Origin of the sequence: Sulfurimonas hongkongensis (genome assembly GCF_000445475.1) — a bacterium.
GTDB lineage: Bacteria > Campylobacterota > Campylobacteria > Campylobacterales > Sulfurimonadaceae > Sulfurimonas > Sulfurimonas hongkongensis.
The window spans coordinates 121,139-137,057 of the sequence record NZ_AUPZ01000005.1 but is presented as its reverse complement, the minus strand read 5'-3'; the positions used below and the strand labels follow the sequence as shown (position 1 = coordinate 137,057).

The 15,919-nt window shown below is 34.7% G+C and carries 19 protein-coding genes; 3 read left to right on the top strand and 16 right to left on the bottom strand.

Going from position 1 to position 15,919, the window contains the following annotated elements; translation table 11 throughout:
- Positions 1–105 precede the first annotated feature (105 nt).
- Positions 106–981 carry an AraC family transcriptional regulator gene (locus tag M947_RS16620; RefSeq protein ID WP_021287200.1) on the top strand — a complete coding sequence of 292 codons (876 nt, stop codon included), beginning with the start codon at positions 106–108 and terminating at the stop codon, positions 979–981.
- Here the strand turns inward: M947_RS16620 and M947_RS16615 are convergent.
- The 9 genes from M947_RS16615 to M947_RS16580 all read right to left on the bottom strand — a co-directional run bounded on the left by M947_RS16615 (position 967) and on the right by M947_RS16580 (position 8,071).
- Positions 967–1,356 (bottom strand): sirohydrochlorin chelatase, encoded by a 390-nt coding sequence (locus tag M947_RS16615; protein WP_021287199.1) that lies wholly within the window; start codon positions 1,354–1,356, stop codon positions 967–969. The two genes, M947_RS16620 and M947_RS16615, sit on opposite strands and share 15 nt — an antisense overlap.
- Before the next feature lie 28 nt (positions 1,357–1,384).
- Positions 1,385–2,929, bottom strand: a complete 1,545-nt coding sequence (locus tag M947_RS16610) for an ABC1 kinase family protein (RefSeq protein ID WP_031347910.1) — start codon at positions 2,927–2,929, stop codon at positions 1,385–1,387.
- Positions 2,926–3,189 carry a hypothetical protein gene (locus M947_RS16605; RefSeq protein WP_021287197.1) on the bottom strand — a complete coding sequence of 88 codons (264 nt, stop codon included), beginning with the start codon at positions 3,187–3,189 and terminating at the stop codon, positions 2,926–2,928. The genes M947_RS16610 and M947_RS16605 overlap by 4 nt, the downstream gene beginning before the upstream one ends.
- A 75-nt stretch (positions 3,190–3,264) precedes the next feature.
- Positions 3,265–4,623 (bottom strand): cryptochrome/photolyase family protein, encoded by a 1,359-nt coding sequence (locus M947_RS16600; RefSeq protein ID WP_021287196.1) that lies wholly within the window; start codon positions 4,621–4,623, stop codon positions 3,265–3,267.
- Positions 4,620–5,570: a YbgA family protein gene (locus M947_RS16595; protein ID WP_021287195.1), complete on the bottom strand. Its 951-nt coding sequence runs from the start codon at positions 5,568–5,570 to the stop codon at positions 4,620–4,622. Before M947_RS16595 ends, M947_RS16600 begins: the two co-directional genes overlap by 4 nt.
- Positions 5,567–6,046: a bifunctional hydroxymethylpyrimidine kinase/phosphomethylpyrimidine kinase gene (thiD, locus tag M947_RS16590; RefSeq protein ID WP_021287194.1), complete on the bottom strand. Its 480-nt coding sequence runs from the start codon at positions 6,044–6,046 to the stop codon at positions 5,567–5,569. Before thiD ends, M947_RS16595 begins: the two co-directional genes overlap by 4 nt.
- Positions 6,047–6,238: 192 nt before the next feature.
- Positions 6,239–6,388, bottom strand: a complete 150-nt coding sequence (locus tag M947_RS23840) for a type II toxin-antitoxin system PemK/MazF family toxin (protein ID WP_425425636.1) — start codon at positions 6,386–6,388, stop codon at positions 6,239–6,241.
- A 9-nt stretch (positions 6,389–6,397) separates the two neighbouring features.
- Entirely contained in the window at positions 6,398–6,523 is a 126-nt protein-coding gene (locus M947_RS23755) for a hypothetical protein (RefSeq protein ID WP_021287192.1), read from the bottom strand.
- Positions 6,524–6,919: 396 nt separating this feature from the next.
- Positions 6,920–8,071: a BaiN/RdsA family NAD(P)/FAD-dependent oxidoreductase gene (locus tag M947_RS16580; protein WP_031347907.1), complete on the bottom strand. Its 1,152-nt coding sequence runs from the start codon at positions 8,069–8,071 to the stop codon at positions 6,920–6,922.
- A 214-nt stretch (positions 8,072–8,285) separates the two neighbouring features.
- On the opposite strand from M947_RS16580, the gene rimO reads away from it, so the two are divergent.
- Both rimO and tilS read left to right on the top strand, forming a co-directional pair.
- Complete coding sequence (gene rimO, locus M947_RS16575; protein ID WP_021287189.1) at positions 8,286–9,662, top strand: 30S ribosomal protein S12 methylthiotransferase RimO; 1,377 nt, start codon at positions 8,286–8,288, stop codon at positions 9,660–9,662.
- A gap of 5 nt (positions 9,663–9,667) precedes the next feature.
- Positions 9,668–10,663: a tRNA lysidine(34) synthetase TilS gene (gene tilS, locus M947_RS16570; RefSeq protein ID WP_021287188.1), complete on the top strand. Its 996-nt coding sequence runs from the start codon at positions 9,668–9,670 to the stop codon at positions 10,661–10,663.
- Here the strand turns inward: tilS and M947_RS16565 are convergent.
- Genes M947_RS16565 through miaB form a run of 7 tightly spaced genes read right to left on the bottom strand, consistent with a single transcriptional unit; the run spans position 10,655 to position 15,918 of the window.
- On the bottom strand, positions 10,655–11,185 hold the full coding sequence (locus M947_RS16565) for a hypothetical protein (RefSeq protein WP_021287187.1): 531 nt from the start codon (positions 11,183–11,185) through the stop codon (positions 10,655–10,657). The two genes, tilS and M947_RS16565, sit on opposite strands and share 9 nt — an antisense overlap.
- Entirely contained in the window at positions 11,175–11,738 is a 564-nt protein-coding gene (locus M947_RS16560; RefSeq protein WP_021287186.1) for a hypothetical protein, read from the bottom strand. Before M947_RS16560 ends, M947_RS16565 begins: the two co-directional genes overlap by 11 nt.
- Positions 11,735–12,742 carry a hypothetical protein gene (locus tag M947_RS16555; RefSeq protein ID WP_021287185.1) on the bottom strand — a complete coding sequence of 336 codons (1,008 nt, stop codon included), beginning with the start codon at positions 12,740–12,742 and terminating at the stop codon, positions 11,735–11,737. The genes M947_RS16560 and M947_RS16555 overlap by 4 nt, the downstream gene beginning before the upstream one ends.
- Complete coding sequence (locus M947_RS16550; RefSeq protein ID WP_031347905.1) at positions 12,742–13,575, bottom strand: tyrosine-type recombinase/integrase; 834 nt, start codon at positions 13,573–13,575, stop codon at positions 12,742–12,744. Before M947_RS16550 ends, M947_RS16555 begins: the two co-directional genes overlap by 1 nt.
- Positions 13,556–14,011: a hypothetical protein gene (locus M947_RS16545; protein WP_021287183.1), complete on the bottom strand. Its 456-nt coding sequence runs from the start codon at positions 14,009–14,011 to the stop codon at positions 13,556–13,558. The genes M947_RS16550 and M947_RS16545 overlap by 20 nt, the downstream gene beginning before the upstream one ends.
- Positions 14,001–14,624: a lysophospholipid acyltransferase family protein gene (locus M947_RS16540; protein WP_021287182.1), complete on the bottom strand. Its 624-nt coding sequence runs from the start codon at positions 14,622–14,624 to the stop codon at positions 14,001–14,003. Before M947_RS16540 ends, M947_RS16545 begins: the two co-directional genes overlap by 11 nt.
- Entirely contained in the window at positions 14,617–15,918 is a 1,302-nt protein-coding gene (miaB, locus tag M947_RS16535) for a tRNA (N6-isopentenyl adenosine(37)-C2)-methylthiotransferase MiaB (RefSeq protein ID WP_031347903.1), read from the bottom strand. The genes M947_RS16540 and miaB overlap by 8 nt, the downstream gene beginning before the upstream one ends.
- Position 15,919: the final 1 nt, after the last annotated feature.

Below are 15,919 nucleotides of genomic sequence, written 5' to 3'. Positions count from 1 at the left end.
TAGGAGGAAATTCTTCTTTTTTTTTGTCAATTTATTTGTTTATTAAAACAGTTAAAATTGTCTATAATTGCTATTTTTATTATCCTTTGGTGCTATAATTATTTTATGAATAAAGTTACTCTACAAAATAATACTAAAATATCAAATAGTATAATGTATTATATCTATACTCATATAGATGTAAATATTGACCTAAACGAACTAAGCCACAATCTTGGTATAAGTAAGTTTCATATGCATAAGGTATTTAAAAATACTTTTGGAAAAAATATATATGAGAGTATTAAATCTATAAGACTACAAAAAGCAGCCAGCCTACTTTTGACTAACAGATACTCTACAATATCAGAAGTGGCTAATCTATGTGGATATAGTTCCCACTCTTCTTTTATAAAAGCCTTTAGAGGGAAGTTTGATGCCACGCCAAAAGATTGGAGAAATGGTGCATATAAAAACTATTCAAACTCCATTTTACAAGCGTCAAATATACCTACAAACTCTAGTGTAGATTACTCAAAACTATCTGCAACAATAGTAAATATGCCCTCAATAGAGAGTTACTACATTCGCAATAATGGATATATAAACAATATCAAAGAGACTTGGCAAAAACTATATACTTTGATTTTGGATAATAAAATAAAAAACTATCAAATGATGGCACTTTTACACGATAATCCAACCATCACAGACCTCAATAGTTGCCAATATATAGCTTGTATAATCACAAATGAGCAAGAGGAGATATTTACAAAAAGATTGCCTAAATTTAAAATCTCTGATGGTGTATATGCAAGGTTTGATTTGCAAGGCAAGGGTGAAGATATACTAAGATTTATGCAATGGGTATATCATGATTGGCTAGTTGACAGTGGGTATGAGACTACAACAAAACCTTCATTTGTTATTTATCATAAAAACAACTATCTAAACAGTGAAAATTTATTTGACATAAGTTATTACCTATCAATTAAGTTTTAAAAAGCTCAAAGATTTTAAATCGTGTGAGATTATTTTTGCGATACTTTGGGACTCTCCAAAATGTTTTAAAACCTCTATCTTCATATCTTCTATGCCTAGTTGCATCTCTCGAGCAATTTTTGGAATATCTACAGCCACATGTTTTCCACTATTTAAAAAGTATGGATAGAGATATACTTCATCCATTTTCATTTGGTGCAGCTTATCTATGCTATCTTCTATGCTTGGCTTGGCTAATTCTAAAAAAGCAAACTCTACCGCACAAAAATGAGTATCTTCTTCTTTTACTTTTTTAACAAGTCTGATAAACTCTTCATTTGATTCGCTTCTTTTGCTTCCATGTGCTATTAAAACCACCGCTATTTTTTTACTCATCTTTTGCCTCTTTTTACAATTTCTACACTCATCTATATATGACTTTAAACACACCAGCTAAAAATAAAACAACTGCCATCTCTTTGAGACTTTTATCATAAATCATCATAAAAATAGCTCCTATCATAAGAGCAAATGAGATAGCATAAGATTTTACTTCACTTTTAGCATCTCTTTTTATCCACTCTAATTGGTCCCCTATGAGTTCTACTTGAAGTTCATTTGAACTTATCTTTTTTATGGCAGATTTAAAATCTTTTACTATAAAAGGGATGTCTTTTATCTCGTCTATCAAAGTCTCTAAGATACTATCTTTTGCACCCAAAGCTCTTGGGATATTTTTTTGCAAAATCGGCAAGATATCTTTTACACCGTTAAAATTCTCTATATAAGTAGTTCCAAGCCCCTCTATAATGGCACTTACTCTAAGTATATAGATAGCATCACTTGGAAGTTTAAATGGCAAATCTCTTGTAGTCTCTAAGACTTCAAAAGCTAACTCTTGCATAGACTCACTGCTAAGATTTTCATTTGAAAATATCTCAAACATCTTAGCACTAAACTCCGCTAAAAGCTCAGTTGGAGCTTCATAAGCGATGGTTCCAAGTTTTTTGTTTGCTGCAATATAGCGTTCATAATCTTGCTCATTTGCAGCTTTTATAAGCTCGATGATGGCTACTCTTGCGTAGTTTGGAACACTCTTTACCATCCCAAAATCAAGAAGTATAAGCTCACCATCTTTAGAGACTAAGAGATTTCCAGGGTGTGGGTCAGCATGAAAGTAACCATTTATGAGCATCTGAGTCGTATAAAAATCAACAAGTTTTGCAATGATAGCCCTAAAGTCTATCTCATGCTCAAAGATACTCTCTTTATCATCAAACCTAAAACCCTCTTCAAAACTCATAACAAGTGCATCATCACTACAAAATTCTGGTAGCGGAACAGGAAACTTAATGCCTGCATCTTTATAGATGGATGAAAACTTCACTAAGTTACTCAACTCTTTAGTAAGGCTAACTTCTTCTTTTATCATCTTTGAAAACTCAACTATTACAGCTTCTATAGAGTTTTTTGTATGATGGGAAAAGAGAGGTTTAAAAAGAGTGTTAAAGCTTTTGATGATCTTAATATCTGCCATCACTTGGGAGTAGATGCTAGAGCGGCGAAGTTTTACCGCTACTTTTTGTCCTTCATGAGTAAAGGCTACATGAACCTGCCCAATAGACGCAGATGCAATAGGCTTGTCATCAAACCTAGCAAAAGAGTTCTCACTAAAGCTTCTTGTATAAACCTCATCAAACTCACTCTTTATCATAGGAGGAAGTGAGTCGTGGAGCTCTTTTAACTCATCTAAGTACTCTTTATCAAAAAAGTCTGAACGAGTAGCTAAAACTTGTGCTAATTTTATAAAACTCGCACCTAAAAAAATTATGGTCTCTTTTAACTCTTTTGGCTTCAATACTTTAAAACCTAAAAAACTCTTTTTCTTTTTTATAACCAGATAGATAGTAAGTAAAAAGTTAAAAACCTTGTAAACTCTTCTAGGCGAGTAGTACTTACGTGAGTCTATTTTAAATCCTCTTTTAGTTTTGCCAAGTCCTCTTTAGTAGCAAGTCCAAGCTCATCTATAACCTCTTTTAGAGTTGATTTTAACTGCTCTTTTACTCTTTGCTCTTCTTCTTTTCCTTTAGTCTCGATAGACTCTAAAAAACTCTTTGCATCTTTAGTTTTTATCTTACCCTCATCTTCAAGCTTTTTTAACTCATCTTCAACTTTTTGCTTTAAAATAACCGCCGCACCAATACCTGTGTGTAATAACTCTTTTAACATTTTTTATCCTTTGTACTTTTTACTTCTCATATCTTAGCATACTCATTGATACATTTAGTATATTAAAATCTTAGTTTAGATGGACCTATTTGCCCTCCTAAATATCTCTATAGCTTTTTTAGCAGCCTCTTTGTGTCTTAGCATCGGTTTTGGATAGTTTTTTATAGAGTTATTTAGAAGATACTCTTCATTGTGAAGATATTTTAAATCCAACTCTTTTAACTCTTTTATATGTTTTTTTATATAGATGCCATCTTTATCAAACTTTTTGCTTTGCAAATATGGGTTAAAAACTCTAAAATAAGGTTGTGAATCAACCCCAGTTCCTGCACTCCACTGCCACGATAAAACATTACTAGCCTTGTCAAAATCTAAGAGATGCTTTGCAAAAAAGCTCTCTCCCCACTGCCACGGAAGAAGCAAATCTTTTGTAAAAAAAGATGCAACAACCATACGGACACGGTTATGCATCTCTCCACTCTTTAGAAGCTCTCGCACTCCAGCATCTACGATTGGTACACCAGTTTTTGCCTCACAAAATATTCTAAACTTCTGCCCATCTTCTATGCCATTAAAACTATATTTGTAGTTTTTATGTTCAATATATGGCAGGTGAAAAAGCAAGTAAGCATAGAAATCTCTAAAGATAAGCTGCCTTACAAATGCTTCAGAATTCTCTAATGGCATTATGCGTCTTAACACCTCTCGGATGCCAATAGTTCCAAATCTCAGATCAACACTAAGATGCGAGCTTGCGTCAAGACTTAAAAAATCTCTATCTTCTTTATATCTAGGGAATTTTTTTACTAGATCTTCTAGCTTTTCATAGGGAGATATTATTTCAAGTTCTACTTTTTTAAAGCCAATATTTTGGATATTTAACTCTACTTTAGAGATATTTTTATCTGCATCTACTTTTAGCAAACCATCATAATCTAAACTAAAAAGAGTCTGTTTTGCTCTTGGGATGACATCTATGTTTTTACTCTCTAAGACGAGCTTTGCTTTTTTATAAAAAGGAGTAAAAACAAAATAGATAGTCCCATCACCCTTTAAAACTTCATTATGTCTAAAGATGTAAGTGTCTTGGATATATCTAAAGTGAAGTTTGTGAGAGACTCTTAAATCTCTCTCTTTTGCGTACTCATCATAATCTCCAGATGCAACAACCTCATCAAAAGCGTAGCTGCCAAGATGCTCAAATACATCATCAACACTCCCATAAAAAACCCTCAAATCAAGCTCAATTTTACGGAGTTCATGCTTTAATTTAACCACACTCTCATAGATAAAACTAACTCTTTTATCCTTCGTATCTAGCGCATCTAAAATATCCCTATCAAAGATAAAGATGGGTAGAACTTCCCCCTCGTAAGCCAGAAGTGGATTATCAGCTACTCTTAAATCTCGCCTAAACCAGAGAATCCTTCTCATTTTGTGCTTTTAATCTCTGAGCGAAGTGCTAACTCTTTTGGATATGGGTCCAAAAATTTCTGCTCTAGTAGATAGCTCACTTTATACTTTGTAGCGTAGAGTCTAAGTGTGCTAAGTGGAACTACAAGAGGTACGATTTTAGCCACATAATCATCTATCTGAGCATGGAGCATCTGCTTCTCAGAGCTATCTAAAAAGTTCTTTATAAATCCGCTCATGTGTTCAAGCACATTTCTAGTCTTACTCACGCTACTCTTTTGTGAGATTGCCATCTTAAAAAGTGCCTCATACTCAAGTAAAATCTCATCAAAACTCTTCTGCTCATGATTGCCTACAATCTGACCTAACTCTCTATATGTTTTCTCATCTTTTGATTGGAGCAAAAACTTGTAAGATTTGTGAAACTCTACTAACTTGCCCATCTTTGCATCTTCCTTAAACTCTTCAAAATCATCATAAGCAAAGAGTTGCATCACAAAGTTTTCTCTAAGCCAAGCATCACAGAGTCTGCCCTCTTCTTCCATAGGAAAGTAACCAAACTCAGCCCTGCACATTGAGGCAAAAACTCCATCATCCTTGCCATCTGCAAAACCATTTTCTAAGTAAACTTTAGAACTCATAAGCCCACAAGTAGGAGACTTTGACTTTAGTATAAGTCCGCGAATATTTTGCGATTTTATCTTTTGTAACTCCGCTCTAGCGTGCTCATCTAAGACTTGCGTTAAATCCTCTGCTGTTTTGTTTGAGATGATGCGAAGTGAGTTATCCTCAGTTCTTACCATTCTAATGGAGGGTCGTGGAGAAGAAAATGCGATATTTTCAGGACAAAAAGAGACAAACTCTGCATATTTACCAAGTTCCTCTACTACAAACGAGTCTCTTTTGTGTCCTTTGTCAAAACGAACTTTATCACCTAAAAGACAAGCTGAGACTGCAACTTTTATCACAACATCTCTCCTGCTGTTTTATGGTTTATCGGTCCTCTTGAGTGTCCGATTTTAGGAGCCTTAAGTATCGCATTGTGGATAAACTTTTTAGATACTTCTATGGATTCTTCAAGTGTTTTGCCTAGTGCCAAATTTGCAGCTATGGCATCTTGGTTGAGTAGTTTAGAGTTTGCTTTTGAGATAAAAACTGGGTCGAGTACTATTGGGATGTTTAAAGGTTTTATAATCTCTTTTGAGTAGAGCATTCCTATCTTTATAGCACTCACATCAAAGTCTTGTAAAACCGACTCTATCTGCTCTTTTACAAATAAAGCTTCTACTTCATAGATGTCACTAACGCCCATAGTGTTTTGTGCAGTAAGCACAGTTATAGCAGATGCTCCAAAAGCACCAAAAGCTTCAAATGTTTTAAGATCAGCTTGAATCCCAGCGCCACCGCTACTATCAGATCCCGCTATTGTTAGTACTAATTTCATGCTAGAACCTTGCTTTATTTTTTGTGATATTTTAACTTGTTTTATAAGAGTTGCATAGCTTTTTATAGATGATTTTTAAAACATTTTTTTTAGATCGATCATGCACTCTAACTTTTAAGTTCGTTATTAAATTAACTAGCACAGACTCTCACTAATCAACCAACATCAGCTTTATTACATTTTTGACTTCTTTTATATTTTTAGGTGATAATTTAATCTCGAGTTTTTTACAACTCTTTTTACTGATATAGTTCTTATCTGATCTAGCACTATAAAACTGTCTTTAGATAATTTTACTTGTGTTGGATAGTCTTTATTTGTTGATGTCATATGTGCGACTATTAGATTATCCTAGTTCATCTCATTTGAAGCACTTTTAAACTTCTCATCCCACCCTTCTCTAGGAGACTCTATAGTATCTAAGATAATCTGATTTCCTTTTACATGCAACTCAAACGCACTTAAAGATTTGAACATTTTTTAAAACACTAGCAGGGATTCTTATCCCCTTACTTGTGCCTATATCAATAAGAGAGATTTGCATAAAAACTCCTTTTTATAAATGGTTATATAATTGAACCCTCTGATTAATTTATAAACTAGATTCCGTGTCAAGCACGGAATGACGGGACACGCGTCATCCTGAACAAACAAACCGTCATCCTGAACAAACAAACTGTCATCCTGAACAAACAAACTGTCATCCTGAACAAACAAACCGTCATCCTGAACAAACAAACCGTCATCCTGAACAAACAAACCGTCATCCTGAACAAACAAACCGTCATCCTGAACTTGATTCAGGATCTACCTTAATAATTGTTCAGAGCACTCAATTATAATATTATTATATTTTTTTGTCTTATAGGAAGATTAAAAAGAGTTATTTATCTCTCTTGCACAAACTACGCCACTACTAAAAGCCCACTGAAAGTTATAGCCTCCAAGTTCTCCCGTTACATCAACAACCTCGCCTATAAAGTGTAAGTTTTTTATTTTTTTTGATTCTAGGTTTTTAAAGTCTAGCTCGCCTGATAAAACTCCGCCACGACAGACCTCAGCCTTAGTAAAACCAAAGTTACCAGCTGGAGCAAACTCATAGTTGTGAATGTTGCTAAGTTTCTCTCTTTGCTCTTTTATGATTTTTCTGCACTCTACATCTGAAACCTCTAAGGCTTTAAGTATAGCTACGCTCAATCTTTTTGGTAGAGGAATAACTGAACTTATAAGTTTTTTACTCCCCTTTATCAGCTCAAATATATCTGTATCTGGTAGAAAGTCTATAGAGATATTGCCTTTTTTCCAGTACAGAGATGCACTAAGGACTACAGGACCACTAATGCCTTTGTGAGCAAAGAGCAAATCCTCTTCTAAGACTCTATCTTCTACTTTTATGCGAGTAAAACAGCTAAGTCCGCTCAACTCTTTCATCCAAAACTGCTCTTTTTGAAGAGTAAGCCCTACTAGTGCTGGGGTAAACTCTTTTGTCTCGATACCAAAACTCTTAGCAATTTCAAGCCCAATCTCACTTGCTCCCAAAGTCTTGTAACTCTTTGCACCAGTTGCTACTACAACTCTTGAAGCTTTTATCTCGCCTTTGTTGGTTTTAACATAAAAGATTTCCTCTACTTTACTAACTTCTAAGATTTCAGTATTTAATAAAAAAGTGAGTTTTGAAGTGAGTTTTTTTAAGATATTTATAATCTCATCAGATGAGTCTTTGCAAAAGTAGTAACGGTTTTTTCGCACAACTGGACTAAGTGAGTTTTGCTTTAAAAACTCCAACAAATCATCTCTGCTAAAACGACTCAAAACACTTGAAATAAGCTTCTCATCTCCATCAAAGTTTCTCTGGCTCATTATGGTGTTTGTGATATTACACTTACCACCACCAGAGATTTTAAGTTTTTGTGCAACTTTAGCATTAACATCGATGATGCCAACACTTAATTTTTTGCTCAAATGAGCCCCACACATCAAAGAACTAGCTCCTCCGCCGAGGATTAAAACATCATATATTTTCATGGGCGTATTGTAGCATCTAATTGATATGTAACACTAAAACGAACAAGTCCGTTCTAGTGGCAGGGACTCGCCGTCCCTACAACCCCCTAAAGCTACGAAAAACAAGTTTTCGAGAATTACAACACTAAAACGAACAAGTCCGTTTTTATAAAAGCTCGTAACATCAGTTGTGAAGTTAGATATAATTACGAAAATTTTTACAAAAGTAGTAGTAATGAGCAACAAACTCCATATAGTCTCTCTTGGATGCACTAAAAACCTTGTCGATACTGAAGTTATGATGGGCAAACTTCAAAACTTTACACTAACTGATGAACAGGGCGAAGCTGATGTTATCATTGTAAATACTTGTGGTTTTATAGATGCGGCTAAAGAGGAGTCCATAAACACTGTTTTATCTCTTCATGAAGCAAGAAAAGAGGACTCTGTCTTGGTTATGGCAGGATGCCTTAGCGAGAGATATAAAAAAGACTTAGCCGCTCAAATGCCAGAGGTTGATATCTTTACTGGTGTTGGCGATTATGACCGCATCGATGAACTACTACAAGAGAAAAAGAGTCGTTTCTCAGATGAAGTTTTTCTTATAGATGGTAGCGAAAGAGTGGTTACTGGGTCTAGCTATCACGCCTACATAAAACTCTCAGAAGGGTGCAACCAAACTTGTAGTTTTTGTGCAATTCCCTCTTTTAAAGGAAAACTAAACTCCCGTAACCTTGACTCCATCGCAAAAGAGGTAGAGGGTTTAGTAGCTAAAGGTTATTATGACTTTAGTTTTGTCTCACAAGATAGCTCTTCATATCTAAGAGACCAGAATATCAAAGATGGTCTAAGTCTGCTTATACAGCGTATAGAGCTTATAGAGGGCGTAAAAAGTGCTAGAATCCTCTACCTCTATCCATCAACGACAACTATTTCACTTTTAAAAAACATAGCAAAGAGTGAGATTTTTCACAACTACTTTGATATGCCTATCCAACACATAAACGATGAGATGTTAGGTTTGATGAAAAGAGGTTTTGGCAAAGAAAAAACACTACAGCTTTTAGATTTTATGAAGAGCTTGCCAGGTGCATATTTGAGAACTAGTTTTATAGTTGGGCATCCAAAAGAGACTCAGGAGATGTTTGATGAGATGACGGAGTTTGCATCTTCGTTTGGTTTTGATAGGATAAATGTCTTCTCATACTCCGATGAAGAGACAACTCCAGCTTATGATATGAGTGATAAAGTCTCAGAAGAGACTATCTCTCTAAGAGCTCAGATGCTAGGCGATATAGCTTCAAAAGTAGCAAAAGAGTCTTTACAAAAAAGAGTCGGACAGGATACAAAAATTGTCATCGATAAAGAGAGTGATGAACATGAGTATCTTCTAAGCGCAAAAGAGCTTATGTGGGCACCTGAGATTGATGGTGAAATCTATGTAAATGATAGAACACAGGACAAAGAGCTAGAGTTTGGTAAAATCTATAAAGCAAAGATAACTGAACTTATAGGCGACACTTTAACTGCAACAGTTGACAACTCTTTTGGAAGTGGGGCTTCAGTCTCGCAACTTATAAGCAACACTCTAACAGTTGAGGACAAAGAGTAAATCTTATGCTTGAGAATTCTACTCTGTACCAATTAAGGGGCAAAAAAAACCTCTTGGCATTTTCAGGCGGAGTTGATTCTTCAGCCCTTTTTTTTCTACTATTGAATGAAAATATAGAGTTTGATATCGCTATAGTTGATTACAAACAAAGAGAACAAAGCGAGCTAGAAGTTAGTTACGCTAAAGGGTTGGCATCAAGATACAATCTCTTCTGCCACACCCTTGAGGCTCCTAGCATTGAGTCTAACTTTGAAGCAAAAGCTAGAGAGATAAGATACGATTTTTTTGAGTCTCTTATAAGAAAACACTCCTATGACAACCTAATAACTGCCCATCACTTAGGCGATAGATTTGAGTGGATGCTGATGCAGTTTTGCAGAGGTGCAGGTTGTGCTGAGATGGCTGGAATGCAAAAGTTGCAAAAAAGAGATACCTACACTTTAGTTCGTCCACTTCTGCATCTTGACAAAAGTGAACTATATGCTTATCTCAAAAAAAGTGATATAAAATACTTTGAAGATGAAACAAACAGAGATAAAGAGATAAAAAGAAACTATTTTAGGCATAGACATACAAATGTTCTTTTAGATAAGTATCTAAGTGGCATCAAAAAGAGTTTTGAGTATCTTGATGCTGATAGAGAGGCACTTGTTCCTGAGATTAAAATAGAGCATATAAAAGAACTCACTTATTTTAAATCCACAAACAATACCCGCTCAGATATCTTTATAATAGATAAAATACTAAAGACAAAGTCTTATATGCTTAGCTTTGCTGAGAGAGAGTTACTTCGTGAGCAAAGTAGCTTAGTCGTAGGTAGAGAGTTTTTAGTTTGTCGTATGGGTGAGTTTGTCTTTGTATCGCCATATTTAGATGCAAAAACTCCTATGACTAAAGAGTTTAAAGAGGAGTGTAGAGTTATAAAAATAGCACCTAAGATGCGTCCATATCTCTACAAAAACAGAGACACTTTTGCGAAAGTAAAAGAGCTACTACTGTGATACTTTTTTGTTCTTATAGACTCTCATAGTAAAAGAAGAACTTATAAGTTCATGATCTCGCTTAAACTCTATGGGAAAGTTAACACCTATAATCCAGTCAGCTTTATTGACAGCATCTAAAAAGTTATAAAAACTCTGTGGAGAGTTTATAGATGAAGTTGTATTTACCTCATAAACACTAAATTCATCCTCATCGCTTAGCTGTTTTTGTTTTGATAGTTCTAAAGATATAAAGTAATTTCTAAATTGCTTTTGAAACCTTGCAGAGTTAAAAGAGTTATCAAAAGAGGTTATGATATGAGCATTTTCTGACTGTAACTCTTTTAGTCGCTCTAAAGTCTTCTCTGTAAACTCTTCATATCTTCTAAGCTCCATTGCCTCTTTATTTAGTATACCTCTTTGTTCTCTATAGTTTTTTCCCTCAGGTATAAGAACTAAAAATGAAAATATTAGCACAAAAAGAAGCAGTATAATCGATAAAAAAAGAAGGTATAAACTCTGTTTTGTAATATTAATCTTCATCACCTACCTCCTTTTTTTCCTCATAGCTAGGAGACTCTAATGCTAACTCTTCTTCATCTATATAGTTTGTTGAGACAAACCTTAGCCAGCCGTTATCACTCTCATAAAAACTACTATAAGTCCTATGAAAGATAGAACGAAGAGGAGCTTGAAGCATAAAGTTATACACATCTTTGTTAGGTGTTACACCATGAAGTATAAGCCCATTTTTTAAAAGTGTAGCTTGTGAGAGGGTTATCCTTTGTGGCACAAGGTCAAAGAGGTTTGCAATGGAGTCTTTTAACACTGTATTTTTGGTTGAAATTCTCTCACTTAGAAGTACCTCTTTTTCTATAAAAGTTATTTGTGCGTTCATCTTTTGTACGCTTGACTCTAGTTCAAGCATCTTTTGGTCTATATCTTTTTTATTTTGGGCAAATCTATAATCTTTAAAAAGTAAAAAAGAGTAGGTTAAAAAAAGCATAAGAAGTGTGATGGTAAAAAAGCTAAAAATAAGATGCAACTCTGATGATATTACACTTTTTTTGCGTGGTTTTATGTAGCTATACTTCATTTTAGCTCTGCCTTTGCAAGGTCAATAATCTCACTGCCTAAGTCTATATGTCTAACAAAAACACTAAAAAACATCTCTTCTTCAAGATAAGTTTTTAAGTCACTACTTACGCCTACCGCATCGGCAATATAAACAGTCTCTATAAATTTGCTTTGATATTTGGAGTCTTTATAAAATCTATTTACAGAGCTTTGAATAGCTAAAAATCTTTGATAATCCTCATTGAAGCTACTTGGATCCTGAACTAAGAGCTCCTCCTCTTCATCTAAAAATTCATCATCTTGAGACTGTGCAAACTCATCTATCTCATCTATAGTATCAAGATCTTCAATATCTCCAAAATCATCCAAACCATCGATGTCACTCATAGCATCAATATCATCTAAATCAATACTAGAGCCCAAATCAAGGTCAATTTCTTCATCTGATGAGTCCATCATCAACTCATCTTGATTGTTGTCATGTTCAATATTTAGGTGCTCTGCAAACAAGAGTTTACAATTATCAAAAACACCTAGTGTTATATAGCTATTTTCTACAAGAACAAAGAGTCCTAGGTGAGAATCTATCTTGTCTTTAAAAAAGCTAGACAAAACGCTAAAAGAAGAAAATATAAAATCAACACCAACTTGTGCATAAGTTTTTTTGATTGTCTCAATATCTGATGCGGATGTGTAGTAAGCCCAACCATTTTTATGACACATCATTTTTGAAGCACTAAAGTCACCAAAGGTAGACATATCTTTAGTTGAGCATGTTGGAATAGCACCTTGCTCCTCTGAGTAGTCTAAAACACAGATATAAGAAAAAGGTGACTCACCTATAAAAGAGTCTATATACTCTTTGATTTTTTCTCCAAACTCTGTAGAGTCAAAACTTTTGTGATAGTTTTTAGGTGTGTGTTTTCTACTGCTTATATGAATGTAGACAACACTCTTTGAGCGTTCAATAACAATAGCTACAAATATCTTGCTGTATATGGATTCAAAAAGTTTGCCGAGCACTATTCATCTCCACATAGAGGATGTGCTTTGTTATAGTTTTGTTGTTTCAATGCACTGCCTAATTTTGTATATATTTGTGTAGTAGCCATACTAGAGTGTCCTAGAAGTTCACTAACATCAGCAATAGATGCACTACTATTTAGTAACTCTGTCGCATAAGAGTGACGAAGTTGATGCGGCGACACTTTTAACCCCACTCTTTTAAAGACTTTATTAACCCTATATCTTAGAGTGTTTTGGCTTAATCTTTCATCATTTGCCTCAAAAAGAAATATTTTTGGGGAGTTTTTTGTTAAATAATCATCTATAAGTTTCTTAGTTGATTTTAAAAGTGGCACATCCCTATGCTTATCTCCTTTACCCAAGACTCTTATCCATTCGCTTGAGATATCACTTAATTTTAAAGCCGCAAGCTCAGATATTCTAAGCCCTAGGGAGTAGAGCATCACAACGATTAGAGTCTCGTATTCATCCGCATGTTGTAGTGCCTCACTTATATGTTTATGCGATATAGGTTTTGGCAAAGTTTTTGCCACCTTAATGCTCTCATCTGCTTTTAAAAATACACTCATCTCATTATCATTTAAGAACTCTACAAAGCCTCTTATGGCACTTAATTTTTTACTTATACTTTTAGGATTTAGTTTTGCTATTTTTATACGATACGGCATAAGGTTAATGATGATTTTATCATCTTCTTCAAATATTTCTACGTATCTTAAAGCCTCTTTTATAGCCTCATCATAGCTCTTTATGGTCAAATCTGAGTAGCCTCTAAAATCTTCTAAATGCTCTAAGAACGCTACTCTTTTTTTACTTACTGACTTTTTCAAGTAACTTCTCAAAATCTTTATGATATTTTGCCGCTTGTTTTACTAACTCCTTATCGGTTACAACACTTGGAGCTAATTTTTTATATGAACTTATCATTATCTCACAGATGGTTCTTATCTTCGCTTTATCAGCGTTAGAGATTACTTCATGCGTGGCAATTTTGTTTATATCTTGCATAAATGCTCTTGCTTCTTCTATGTAAGTTACATATTTAAGTGAGGTAATAGACTGGGCCATCACAGTTGAAGCCATACGATTATATATATCCATACTAAAGGCTTCTTTTGCAAAGACAAGAGCTTCTTTATACTCGCCTATTTCGTAGTAATATTTTGCTTTTAATGATTTTTCATAGGATGGGTTTATAAGAAAATAGAGTGCCATAAAAAGAAGTAGAAAGAAAGCTACAGCTAGGATCAGTACTCTACTTCTCATAATTATCTAACCTCTTTTTTAAAAAAGTTCTAGCCTCTTCCATCCCTGTCCCACTTATATCCAATGGTTCTGATGCCCAAAAATGTATGGTCCCAAAGGGTTTAGGGATTATAAACTTGTCCCAACTCTTAAGCTTCCAGAATTTAGTTGGAAGTATGCGAACTAAGACAACTTTAGCCTTTGTTTTTTGTGACATTACTATTATACCATCTGCTACTTCATGTCTTGGACCTTTTGGACCATCAGGTGTTATTCCAATATCATAACCAACTTTTAAAGATTTCATAGCTTGCAAAAGAACTCTTGCTGCATTTTTGTGTGTAGATCCTGTTATTGTCCCTAGCCCAAAGTATTTTATAGTTTTTGAGATTAGCAGCCCATCAAAGTGAGGCGATATTAAAACTTTTGCATATGGAGTTTTTCTGTAGTAAGAGTAGAGATATGGAAGCATAAGAAGCTCTCCATGCCAACAAGCAAAAATAGTTGGTTCATCTCCTATGGTCGAAGGAGCATGAAACTCTTTTTTGTTTGTTAGATATAAGAGGCGTATAAATAGCGACGCTATAAAAGGTACAGCTATCAAGGCGATATAACGAAACAGCTTTTTAAGCAACTATTTCTCCCTCTAAGATTGTCCTTGAGATTGATGTTATCAAAACATCTCTAAACTGTCCTAAAAGCTCATCAGAGCCTTTTACTTTAATAACAATATTATCATCACTTCTACCACTCACATAGTAGTCTTGGATAAGATCTTCAAAGTACACTCTGTAAGTCTTTCCTAAAGAGGTAGCATTTATCTCATCTAAAATCTCAGTATGAAGATTCTGAAGGGTTGTTAGCCTTTGTGATGCAACGCTTTGATCAACTGTATTTGTAAAGTGCTCAGCTTCCGTCTCCGGTCGAGCCGAATATTTAAAAGAAAAAATCTGGTTAAATCGAACTTGACGCATAACATCTAAAGAATCTTCAAAATCTTCATCACTCTCACCTGGAAAAGCAACAATAATATCAGTAGATATGCTAACCTCTGGGCACTCTTTACGAAGTTTTTCTACACGATTTAAAAACCACTCTTTTGTATAGCCTCGCTTCATCTCTTTGAGTACTTTAGTAGATCCACTTTGAAGTGGCATATGCATGGATTTGCATATCTTAGGATTAGTAGCGAATTCTTCTATAAACTCATCGTCCATGTGAAAAGGGTGTGGAGATGTAAATCTAATACGCTCTAGCCCTTCTATCTTTGAAAGTCTTCGAAGCAGCTCTGTAAAGTTTACCTTTTCATGTTCACCTGAAAATCTACGTCCGTAGTTATTTACATTTTGACCTAAAAGAAAGATCTCTTTTGCTCCAGAATCAACTGCTTTTTGAGCTTCATTTAAAATAAGTTCATCAGGGATAGAGATCTCATCGCCACGAGTTTTTGGAACTATGCAGTATGTACAAGATTTATCACAACCGATGGATATATTGATAAAAGCTTTATAGGGGGATGTTCTAAAGTCGTTAAAAGCAAATTCGCTCTCATCGTAGTTTATATCTATCTCAACTGCTTTATCTTTGTGTAAAACTTCACTGATTTTAGAGACATTTCTAGCACCTAGTACAAAGTTTACATATGGTGCTCTTTTTATAATCTCTTCGCCTAGATGCGATGCTGTACAACCACAAACACCAATCTTCGCATCTGGCTTTTTCTTCTTGTTAAAGACTCCTAACTCTGAGAAAAGTTTAGAGACAGGCTTTTCTCTTACTGAACAAGTATTTATCAAAATAAGATCAGCATCTCTAAAGTCAGATACACTCTTGTAACCTTCTTTCTCTGTAAGCTCAGCTATCATATGCTCACTATCTCGTGAGTTCATGGCACAACCTAGAGTCTCGATAAATAACTTTTTACTCATA

What these genes read in the sequence shown, in the direction of transcription:
- M947_RS16620 (WP_021287200.1), top strand. Translation starts at nt 106, where the DNA reads ATGAATAAAGTTACTCTACAAAATAATACTAAAATATCAAATAGTATA.
- M947_RS16615 (WP_021287199.1), bottom strand. Translation starts at nt 1,356, where the DNA reads ATGAGTAAAAAAATAGCGGTGGTTTTAATAGCACATGGAAGCAAAAGA.
- M947_RS16605 (WP_021287197.1), bottom strand. Translation starts at nt 3,189, where the DNA reads ATGTTAAAAGAGTTATTACACACAGGTATTGGTGCGGCGGTTATTTTA.
- M947_RS16600 (WP_021287196.1), bottom strand. Translation starts at nt 4,623, where the DNA reads ATGAGAAGGATTCTCTGGTTTAGGCGAGATTTAAGAGTAGCTGATAAT.
- thiD (WP_021287194.1), bottom strand. Translation starts at nt 6,046, where the DNA reads ATGAAATTAGTACTAACAATAGCGGGATCTGATAGTAGCGGTGGCGCT.
- M947_RS23755 (WP_021287192.1), bottom strand. Translation starts at nt 6,523, where the DNA reads ATGTTCAAATCTTTAAGTGCGTTTGAGTTGCATGTAAAAGGAAATCAG.
- M947_RS16580 (WP_031347907.1), bottom strand. Translation starts at nt 8,071, where the DNA reads ATGAAAATATATGATGTTTTAATCCTCGGCGGAGGAGCTAGTTCTTTG.
- rimO (WP_021287189.1), top strand. Translation starts at nt 8,286, where the DNA reads ATGAGCAACAAACTCCATATAGTCTCTCTTGGATGCACTAAAAACCTT.
- tilS (WP_021287188.1), top strand. Translation starts at nt 9,668, where the DNA reads ATGCTTGAGAATTCTACTCTGTACCAATTAAGGGGCAAAAAAAACCTC.
- M947_RS16565 (WP_021287187.1), bottom strand. Translation starts at nt 11,185, where the DNA reads ATGAAGATTAATATTACAAAACAGAGTTTATACCTTCTTTTTTTATCG.
- M947_RS16560 (WP_021287186.1), bottom strand. Translation starts at nt 11,738, where the DNA reads ATGAAGTATAGCTACATAAAACCACGCAAAAAAAGTGTAATATCATCA.
- M947_RS16545 (WP_021287183.1), bottom strand. Translation starts at nt 14,011, where the DNA reads ATGAGAAGTAGAGTACTGATCCTAGCTGTAGCTTTCTTTCTACTTCTT.
- miaB (WP_031347903.1), bottom strand. Translation starts at nt 15,918, where the DNA reads ATGAGTAAAAAGTTATTTATCGAGACTCTAGGTTGTGCCATGAACTCA.